Source organism: Ursidibacter arcticus (assembly GCF_009761375.1).
Classification (GTDB): domain Bacteria; phylum Pseudomonadota; class Gammaproteobacteria; order Enterobacterales; family Pasteurellaceae; genus Ursidibacter; species Ursidibacter arcticus.
The window spans coordinates 1-10,973 of record NZ_LEKM01000078.1 but is presented as its reverse complement, the minus strand read 5'-3'; the positions used below and the strand labels follow the sequence as shown (position 1 = coordinate 10,973).

The 10,973-nt window shown below is 39.2% G+C and carries 5 protein-coding genes; 4 read left to right on the top strand and 1 reads right to left on the bottom strand.

Going from position 1 to position 10,973, the window contains the following annotated elements; translation table 11 throughout:
* Positions 1-319: 319 nt before the first annotated feature.
* From A1D25_RS01895 to A1D25_RS01880, 4 genes are all read left to right on the top strand, one after another.
* The gene (locus A1D25_RS01895) at positions 320-1,966 is read left to right on the top strand and encodes a class I SAM-dependent DNA methyltransferase (RefSeq protein WP_157394028.1); all 1,647 of its coding nucleotides are present in this window, start codon (positions 320-322) and stop codon (positions 1,964-1,966) included.
* Positions 1,959-3,329, top strand: coding sequence for a restriction endonuclease subunit S (locus A1D25_RS01890; protein WP_157394027.1), 1,371 nt, complete (start codon positions 1,959-1,961; stop codon positions 3,327-3,329). The genes A1D25_RS01895 and A1D25_RS01890 overlap by 8 nt, the downstream gene beginning before the upstream one ends.
* 1 nt (position 3,330) lies before the next feature.
* On the top strand, positions 3,331-4,290 hold the full coding sequence (locus tag A1D25_RS01885) for a hypothetical protein (RefSeq protein ID WP_157394026.1): 960 nt from the start codon (positions 3,331-3,333) through the stop codon (positions 4,288-4,290).
* Positions 4,291-4,500: 210 nt separating this feature from the next.
* Complete coding sequence (locus A1D25_RS01880) at positions 4,501-7,668, top strand: type I restriction endonuclease subunit R (RefSeq protein ID WP_157394025.1); 3,168 nt, start codon at positions 4,501-4,503, stop codon at positions 7,666-7,668.
* Between the two features lie 95 nt (positions 7,669-7,763).
* On the opposite strand, the gene polA is transcribed toward A1D25_RS01880, so the two are convergent.
* On the bottom strand, positions 7,764-10,625 hold the full coding sequence (gene polA / locus A1D25_RS01875; protein ID WP_157394024.1) for a DNA polymerase I: 2,862 nt from the start codon (positions 10,623-10,625) through the stop codon (positions 7,764-7,766).
* Positions 10,626-10,973 lie beyond the last annotated feature (348 nt).

The window sequence follows — 10,973 nt, the reverse complement described above, 5'->3', positions numbered from 1 at the left end:
ACAAAATAAAATCTGTTATTTTTCAATTGGTTATAACTTTTCTTGTAGGGACGCCACGCTGGCGTCCGAATGAAAAAAGACTTTGTCAATAATCTGGGAAACACACAGTGTGTCCGTAATGAAACAACTTTTCCCACAACCCAACCGCACTTTGTGCATCTGCCTAAAATATAATACCCAAACAGAAAATAATAGATTGAATTATTAACCATTAACTTCTATGCTATATCTCCATATATTTTATTAGGGGATTATAGTATAATGCACAGCACAGCACAGCACAGCACAGCACAGCACAGCACAGCACAGCACAGCACATCTGGCTGAAAATTTAGCCACTCAACAACAGCAAGCCTTTCTTAATAAACTTGATGCAGACCTTTGGAAAGCCGCCGATAGACTTCGCCAACAACTTGATGCTGCCAATTACAAACACATCGTTCTCGGTTTCATCTTCTTAAAATACATCTCTGACAGTTTCTCCGCACAGCAAGAAACCATCAAACAGCGTTACACCGATCCAAACTCCGATTTTTATCTTGATCCCACTGCTTACAACGAAAACGATCTTGCCGATATTCTCAAGGCTGAACTTGAAGAACGTGATAACTACACCCAAGACAACATCTTCTGGGTGCCACCACAAGCTCGTTGGGACGAAATCAAAGTGGTTGCTCGTGCAAATATTGGCGACAAAATTTGGGGCGATAAAACCTTTAAAGGCATCGCCAATCTCATTGATGACGCTTTTGACGCTATCGAACAAGACAACCCGAAGCTCAAAAACGTAATCCAACGCATTAGCCCTTATAAAGTTGATGAAAGCATTTTATTGGGCTTAATCGATCTCTTTTCTGATACCAATTTTACCCGCCCAACCCTTGACGGAAAACCAATTTCATTAGCGGCGAAAGACATTCTCGGGCACGTTTATGAATACTTTCTCGGGCAATTTGCCCTTGCGGAAGGCAAAAAAGGCGGACAATATTTCACGCCAAAATCCATTGTAACGCTGATTATCGAAATGCTTGAACCCTACAAAGGACGCATTTACGACCCAGCAATGGGCTCGGGTGGTTTCTTTGTACAAACGGAACGCTTTATTCGTGAACATCAAGGCAACGTGAGCGAAGTCAGCATTTTCGGGCAAGAATTTAACCCAACCACTTGGAAACTTGCCGCAATGAATATGGCAATTCGAGGCATTGAGTTTGATTTTGGCAAAGGCAACGCCGATACCTTCAGCAACCCACAACATCGTGATAAAAAAATGGATTTTGTAATGGCAAACCCACCATTCAATATGAAAGATTGGTGGAACGAAAGCCTTACCAACGACCCACGCTGGCAATATGGCATACCGCCTGAAGGCAATGCCAACTTTGCGTGGTTACAACATATGATTTACCACCTTTCGCCAACGGGCAAAATGGCGTTATTGCTTGCCAACGGTTCAATGTCGAGCAACACCAACAACGAAGGGGAAATTCGCAAAAATATTCTAAAAGCCGACCTTGTCGAAGCGATGATTGCCCTACCTAGCCAACTTTTTACCAACACCCAAATTCCTGCGTGTATCTGGGTTTTAAATAAAAACAAAGCTCGTAAAGGCGAAGTGCTATTTATTGACGCACGCCAACTCGGCTATATGAAAGATCGTGTATTGCGTGATTTCACTGCAGACGATATTGCCAAAGTCGCCAACACCTACCACAACTGGCAAAAATCGACTGAGTATCAAAATATCCCTGCATTTTGCTACACCGCTACCCTAGATGAAATCGCCCAAAACGATTTTGTCCTCACCCCAGGGCGATATGTCGGCACAGCAGAACAAGAAGATGACGGCGTACCTTTTGCAGAAAAAATGCAAGAACTCACCGCTTTATTGAAGGAACAATTTAAACAAAGTGCAGAATTAGAAGCGAAGATTAAAGCGAATTTGGGAGGGTTGGGGTATGAGTAACTTTTTAAAACTTAAAGACATAGTAAAAATTAAGGGGGGAAAACGATTACCCAAAGGTGAAAATTTACAAACAGTTCCTAACTCTCATCCTTATATCAGAGTAAGAGACATGAAAGGAAAATTTATTATATTGAATGAGCTGGAGTATGTTCCTGACCATATTTTCAATAAAATTAAAAATTATATTGTTAATACAAATGATGTTATTGTTTCTATTGTAGGGACTATTGGTTTAGTATCAATTATCAGTGAAGAATTAAACAATGCTTCACAAACAGAAAATTGTGCAAAACTTTCTGGCTTAGACAAAATAGATGCAGAATATCTTTACTATTTCTTAATTTCTGAAACAGGGCAATCTGAGATAAAAAAGAATACAGTTGGAGCTGTTCAACCTAAATTACCCTTATATGGTCTTGAAGATATTTCTATTGATTGGAAAACTAGAAAAGAACGAGAAAAGATTGTTTATCAATTAAATTCTCTAGACAAAAAAATCCAACTCAACACCCAAATCAACCAAACCCTAGAACAAATCGCCCAAACGATTTTTAAAAGCTGGTTTATTGATTTCGACCCCGTTCACGCCAAAGCCAACGCCTTAGCAAACGGACAAACCACCGAACAAGCCACCCTATCGGCAATGGCAACTATCAGTGGTAAAACATCTGATGAATTACACCGCTTGCAAACGACAAACCCTGAACAATACCAACAACTATGGGAAATCGCAGAGGCGTTCCCGAGTGGGTTTGGGGAAGATGGCGTGCCGAGGGGGTGGGGGGAAAAGCCTTTGCCTGAATTAATTGATTTTCTTGAAGGTCCAGGGATTAGAAATTGGCAATATACAGAGGAAGAAGATGGAATTAAATTTATCAATATTCGTTGTATAAAAAATGGTGATCTTTCTTTAGAAACAGCAAATAAAATCACAAAAGAAGAAGCATTTGGGAAATATGCACATTTCCAGTTACAAGAAGATGATATTGTTATTTCAACATCTGGAACATTAGGAAGATTTGCTTTAGTAAGAAATGAGCATTTGCCATTATCTTTAAATACAAGTGTAATTAGATTTAGACCTATTAAAAATAAAAGTACATTAGCATTTTTATTAGGTCTTGCAAGTAATCAATTACAATATGAATTAGAAGCTAGAGCATCAGGATCAGTTCAAAGAAATTTTGGACCTACGCATTTAAAACAAATTTCTGTTTTATTACCTGATTTTTACTTACTTAGTTTACATAATAAATATCTTTCTACATTATTTGAACTGCGTAAATCAAATTTAAGAGAATGTGATTTATTAATGAAAACAAGGGATGTGTTATTGCCGAAGTTATTGAGTGGGGAGGTTTAGAATGTTTTATAGCAAGTGGAGTGACTACTATTATCGTTATTTCGATTCGGTATTTGACGACATAGAATGTGTTAAAGCCAATGGTGGTGAGTATTTGGATCCTAAAAGATTAACCCAAGAATGTAAGGATTTAAGCTATATTCTTTCTCAATGCAATAATATTATTTCAGTAGCGGCTAAGAATAAAATACCTATCAATCATAAAGAATATTCTCTTTTTGATGATTTAATAGAGAAGTTACAAAAGAAAGTTATATCGTATTCAAAACAGACAAATATAGATGAAACAACCGTTTTTCTTTGTGATGATAAGGAAAGACTAGCTGAATTGCTTCTTGATGCTGAGAGTTTACATACAAGTATTAGGGGGTATTTTATTCCATTGTTTCTTAATGTGATCTCTGATTATCAAAAGAATATTTCGTCTGTATCGGATCAGATTAAGGAAGCAAGAAACTTAGAAGTTATTAATTCTATATCTAAAAAATTTAGAGATGAGGAAATCAAATTTGGGGAATTAAATAATTGCCTTATTTGGGTGATAATTATTACTTTAATTTTCCTTATTGGAATTGTTATGTGCAATAATATTGGTTCTGATTTGGAAAGTTATCAGCTTGTATTCTTTTATATTAAAAGATTTTCTATTTTGATGTTGTTTGGCGTTTTATTGACCTTTTTGTTTAGATTAAGAAAGGAAAATTTTAGACTTTCGCAGGAATATAGACATAAAGAAGTATTAGCAAGTTCATTTATCAATTTCCAAGAGCAGATTGATAAAATGCCTGAAACAGTTAAAGAGAAGAAGCAAATGCTTAATATAATGTTATTTGAAGAAACAATCAGAGAATTAGGTAAAAATCCAGCAAGCGTGTTGGATAAGCCTGATAAAGAATTTATTGATGAAAAAACAACAAATAATATTGTAAGTATGTTGTTCGATAAATTATTGAAAAAATAACAAGCGGTAACATTCCCACAAAATTTTGCAACTTGATGGCGAGGTTATTGTAGTGGGTTAAGGCGTAATTGGAGGGCTAAACATTCTCTCACGCTGTTTTTGTTTCTGCCAAATCTCCCCTAACCCCTCTTTGCTAAAGAGGGGTTAGGGGAGATTTGGCAGTGGTAATTAACGAAGAAAATAAGATTATATTCAGAAAGGAAAAACACAATGCTCATCAATGAAAACACGATTGAACAAGCCAGTTTGCAATTTTTGCAAGAATTGGGCTGGAATTATACGCACGGTTCAACAATCAATGCTGATGGGGAAAACCCTTGGCGATTGCGGACGGACGAGGTGATTTTTCGTTCAGTTCTGCGTGAGGCGGTGGAACGGTTAAATCCGCAGTTGCCGTCTGCAACGGTGGACGAAGTGGTGGCATTGGTATGCAAAACAGATATTACAGACCTCACAGAGCGTAATCAGCAAGCCTACCGTTATTTGCGTGAAGGTGTTCAAGTTGAGTATCGGGAAAATGATGAGCAGAAGGTGGAGTTTGCTCGCTTAATTGATTTCCAAACGCCTGAAAATAACCGTTTTGATGTGGTAAATCAGCTAACTATTTTGGGTAAAAAAGGCAACCGCCGCCCTGATGTGATTTGTTATCTCAATGGTTTGCCTGTGGTGGTGTTGGAGCTAAAAAATCCGTTAAAAGAGAATGCTGATTTGCCACAAGCGTTTAATCAGTTACAGACTTATAAGCAAGAAATTGGCGATCTGTTCGTTTACAATCAAGCCCTTGTGATTAGTGATGGCATACTAGCAAAAGTTGGCTCTCTCACTGCGGATTTAGAGCGTTTTACGCCTTGGCGTGTGGTAGATGAGAAAAATAAGCAACGTATTCATTTTGAACACGAATTAGAAGGTTTAGTGCGTGGTTTGCTTGAGCCTGCAAGTTTGTTGGATTATATCCAGAATTTTATTGTGTTTGAGCAGACATCAAGCGGTCGGTTAGTCAAAAAAATTGCCGCTTATCATCAATTTTATGGGGTGAATGAAGCGGTAGATTGCACGCTGTGGGCGGCAAGTGAACAAGGCAATGGCAAAATTGGGGTAATGTGGCACACGCAAGGTTCGGGCAAGTCGTTGTCGATGTTATTTTATGCAGGCAAATTGCTCTCCCAACCTGAATTACGCAACCCAACTATTGTGGTCGTTACCGACCGAAATGATTTGGACGGTCAGCTTTATGCGACCTTTTCAGGTGGTAAAGCGTTAATTCGTCAGAAACCTATCCAAGCCGATGGTAGAGATGCTCTACGTGAAGAGCTGGCTAAACGAGAAACGGGCGGTGTCATTTTTACGACTATTCAGAAATTCGGTTTACAAGAGAGCGAGCAAGCCCACCCGATATTAAACGAGCGACATAATATTATTGTGATCAGTGATGAAGCACATCGCTCACAATATGGTTTTAGCCAAAGTATGAAACTGAATGAGGAAAATCGCACAGGCACATATCGGGTCGGCTACGCTAAACATCTGCGTGATGCGTTGCCTAATGCCTCTTTTATCGGTTTTACAGGTACGCCAATTAGCCTTGAAGATAAGGATACGCAGGAAGTCTTCGGTAAATATGTCTCGATTTATGATATTACCGATGCGGTAGAAGATGGGGCGACAGTACCGATTATTTATGAGGCTCGACAAATTCCGATTGCACAGAGTGCCGAGTTTGATGATGTTGTGCGTGAAGCTGGAACTTTATTTGATGATGAAGATGAAAGTAGCTATAACTTCCGTTTGCGTGAAAAATTGATGGGAACGGAGGGGCGTTTATCTCGTTTAGCGGAAGATTTTGTAAAACATTTTGAACAACGCACCGCTTTAATTGATGGTAAAGCAATGATTGTGGCAATGAGCCGTCAAATTTGTGTGAAACTCTATGAAAAAATTACCGCACTTCGCCCTGAATGGCATAGTGATGATGTCAATGAAGGGGCAATTAAAATTGTGATGATGGGTTCAGCGAGCGATCCTACCGATATTCAACAACATATCTACTCTGCTCAAGATAAAAAGCGGTTAGAACGCCGTTTTAAAGACCCTGATGATCCGCTAAAAGTCGTGATTGTGCGTGATATGTGGCTGACAGGTTTTGATGCCCCTTGCTGTAATACGATGTATATTGATAAGCCAATGAAAGGGCATAATCTAATGCAGGCGATTGCAAGGGTAAATCGTGTATTCCGTAATAAAAGTCGTGATAATGGCGGTTTAATTGTCGATTATGTCGGGCTAACTGCTGAACTTCGAGATGCAACGGAACAATACACTCGTGCTAATGGCAAAGGGCAAATGACCCAGAATATCGAAAAAATCAAAGAAAAGATGCGAGAGTATATTGATATTATTCGAGGGCAATTTGCGACACCAGTCAATGAAAAACCATTTAAGCTGTTTGATGCATTGAAGATAGCAGATGAACTGGCATTGTTCCAACAAGTGATGTTGGGAGCAAACCATATTCTAGCACTTGATCATCAAAATCCTGATAAACAAGATCAAGATAAAACCCCAAGACGCAATGCGTTTTTAAAAGCGGTTCGTTTAGCCAAAAAAGGCTTCAGTTTATGTGGTGCAGATAGCGATATTCAGCAATATCAGAAAGAGCTTGCTTTTTATGATGCAGTGCGAGCCATACTTGCAAAACGTGAGCCAAATCCAACCGCTTCAAATGATGAACGCCAGTTACAGTTGATCGCTCTATTAAATAAAGCAGTAGATGCAAGCGGTGCGATTAACTTGTTTGATTTACTCAATCAAGATCAACCGAATATCAATATTTTATCTGACGAATTTTTAGAGAAAATTAAAAATAGCCAAACCAAAGACCTTTGGCTTTTAGCAATGGAGCGTTATTTAAAAAGCCAAATTAACGAAAAAGGTGCAGGTAATATAGCCGTACAAAAAGATTTTGCTGATCGTTTAAAAGAGGCGTTAAACAAATATCACAACCAAAATTTAACGATCATAGAAGTGTTAAATGAATTGCTGAAAATGAGTAAGGAGTTCACTGAACGTTTGCAACGGGGAGAAAAATTAGGTTTATCCCCAGCCGAAATTGCCTTCTATGATGCGTTAGCTCGCAATGAAAGTGCGGTACAGCAATTAGGCGATGATGCCTTGAAAAAACTAGCGAAAGAAATTACGGATAAATTGCGTAAATCCGCTACAATCGACTGGCAATATAAAGATGCGGTGCGTGCCAAAATGCGTAACTTGGTACGAATTACCTTGCGTCTTTTCAAATATCCACCAGATAAATGCGATGAGGCAATAAAATTTGTATTAGAGCAAGCTGATGTGATTGCGGATGAATTGACAAGCGAATAAATGAACGCACGCAGTATGTCAATTTATTGACAAAGTCATTGTAGGATGGGCTTTAACCCATCCTACTTGAATTAACGGAATGAGTTGCACATTACTTAATGAGCCTCGTCCCAGTTTTTCCCGATACCGACTTCAGCGATTAGTGGGACTTCTAGGGCAATTGCTTTTTCCATTTCAGTTTTAATAAGTTGGCTGTAATGCTCTACTCTGTCAGCTTTGACTTCAAATACAAGTTCATCGTGTACTTGCATAATCATTTTTATATCATCACAATCTCGAATTGCATTATCAATACCGATCATTGCTACTTTGATAATATCTGCTGCGGTTCCTTGCATTGGAGCATTGATCGCCACACGTTCGGCAGCTTTACGGCGAATTTGGTTACTTGATTGAATATCGGGTAAATATAAACGGCGTCCAAATAAGGTTTCGACATAGCCTTTTTCAGCAGCTTTTTCACGAATATCCATCATAAATTGCTGTACAGCAGGATAGCGTTGGAAATAGCGTTCCATATATTTTTTCGCTTCTGCTCGCCCGATACCCAGTTGGTTAGACAAACCAAAATCGCTCATTCCATAGATCAAGCCGAAGTTGATCGCTTTGGCACTGCGGCGTTGTTCACTTGTGACTTGTTCTAATGGCACATCAAAAATTTCCGCAGCGGTGGATCGGTGAATATCTTTCCCTTCCGCAAAGGCTTTAATCATATTGGCATCTTTTGCCAAATGAGCCATTATGCGTAGCTCAATTTGTGAGTAGTCTGCCGCTAAAATTACATAGCCTTCTCGAGCAATAAAGGCTTGGCGAATACGTCTGCCTTGTTCGTTGCGGATAGGAATGTTTTGTAAATTCGGATCACTAGAAGAAAGTCGCCCTGTTGCAGTTACCGCTTGATGATAAGAAGTATGTACTCGTCCTGTGGTGGCGTTAATCATCTGTGGTAGCTTATCGGTATAAGTTGATTTCAATTTACTTAAACCACGATGCTCCATCAATAATACGGGTACTTGATGCCCCATTTGTGCTAATTCTTCAAGCACTTCTTCATTAGTTGACGGTGCACCTTTCGGGGTCTTCTTCAATACAGGTAAGCCTAACCTAGTAAACAGAATTTCTTGTAATTGTTTGGTGGAAGCTAGATTGAAAATTTCGCCTGCCTCCGTATGCACTTGTTGTTCTAATTCGACTAAACGTTGTTCAATTTCAATAGAATGTGTGCGAAGTAATTGGGGATCAATCAATACGCCATTGCGTTCAACACGAGATAATACCGTAACTAATGGCATTTCAATCTGTTCAAATAGTTTCAGTAATTCAGGTTCTTTGCTCAGTTCTTGACTAAGCACTTGATGTAATTTCATTGTAATATCCGCATCTTCAGCGGCATATTCTGTGGCTTGTTCTAATGAAATCAGATCAAAGGTTTTCTGATTTTTGCCTTTACCTGCAATCTCTTCAAAAGGAATAGTTTGATGCCCTAAATAACGCTCGGCAAGTGCGTCCATATTATGTCTGCCTGTACTATTTAAGGTGTAGGATTCTAACATTGTATCGAATGCGATACCTTGTAGTTCAATACCATTGCGTGCAAAAATAGTTAAATCGTATTTAATATTTTGTCCAACTTTTTGAATGGTTGGGTTTTCTAAAATAGGTTTTAACTGAGCAAGGCACTGTTTTTTATCAAGCTGTTCAGATAATAACTTGTACTCACTCTGCTCTGGTTGGTTTTCATCACCAAATAAATCAGTTTGTGCTGGCGTGCTAATACCTTTATGGGCAAGGGGAATGTAACAAGCCTCGCCATTGGCTAGTCCAAAAGAGATCCCGACTAATTCCGCTGACATTGGATCTACGCTATTGGTTTCGGTATCAACTGCAATCACTTTCGCTTTTTGTAATTTTTCAAGCCATTGGGCAAACTGCGTTTCTGTCTTGACACATTGATAAGCGGTGCGATCAATCTCAATTTTTGCAAATTTCTGTTCAAAACTCACCGCTTGCTCTAACTGTGTTGCCTGATATTGATTCGGTATTTTCTCAGGGGCTGTTTGAGTAACAGGGTTAGTATTATCCATCACTTCGTTTAGCCAACGCTTAAATTCATAACGGCCAAACAATTCCACGAGTTGATCTCGCTGTTGTGGCTGTGTGAGTAATTGATCGTGAGTCACCTCAAGGGGAACATCAGTTTTAATCGTAGCCAGTAGATATGAGAGATCGGCTGTCTCTTTTTCTGCGGCTAACTTCGGTGCAAAGGTTTTAGCACCACGAAAAGAGAGTTCTGCAACCTTATCTAAATTGGCATAGATTGATTGCATTGAGCCGATCCCTTGCAGTAAAGCAATAGCAGTTTTCTCACCTACCCCTTTTACACCCGGAATGTTATCTGATGAATCGCCAAGTAAGGCTAAGTAATCAATAATTAACTCTGGCGGAATACCATATTTCTCAATAACGCCATCTCTATCAAGTAACGTATTGTTCATTGTGTTGATCAACATAATGTGATCGTTCACCAGTTGTGCCATATCCTTATCGCCTGTGCTAATTAGCACATTCTTCCCTGCTTGAGCAGCTTGCACCGCTAATGTCCCGATAACATCGTCAGCTTCAACGCCTTCAATCGAAAGTAAAGGAATGCCTAACGCTTTGATCATTGCGTGTAGAGGTTGAATTTGAGAACGTAATTCATCAGGCATTGGTGGGCGATGAGATTTATATTGCTCAAATAATTCATCACGGAATGTTTTCCCTTTCGCATCAAACACGACGGCAATATGGCTAGGTTCAACCTGTGCAATCAAACTTTTTAACATATTCAATACGCCATACATTGCCCCTGTTGGCTCACCTTGTTTATTGGTTAATGGTGGAAATGCGTGAAAGGCACGATAAAGATAGGACGAACCGTCCACTAAAACGAGTGGGTTTTGTGCGATAGTAGCCATTTAGATCTCTTTCAATAACAAAATTTAGCCACATTATACCGAAATATATTGGGAAAATGGCTAAATCTTAATAATTAGTGGAATAGGGTTTACAATAATAATTGCGGTATTATGTAGCAGTTGCACATTCCCCTCGCCCGCTTGCGGGAGAGGGAAAGGTTTGTCGTTTGTTTAGAACGACAAATCAGGGAGAGGGCAAAAGTGGAATGTCTGTTAAAAGTTGATGAAAAGTTACCGCTTGTTTGCCCTCTCTCTGCTCAAAACTGCTGAACGCATTTTTGAGCTGTCTCTCTCCCACAAGTGGGAGAGAGTTTTTTCAATTTTGTGCAACTGCTACATAATACCGAA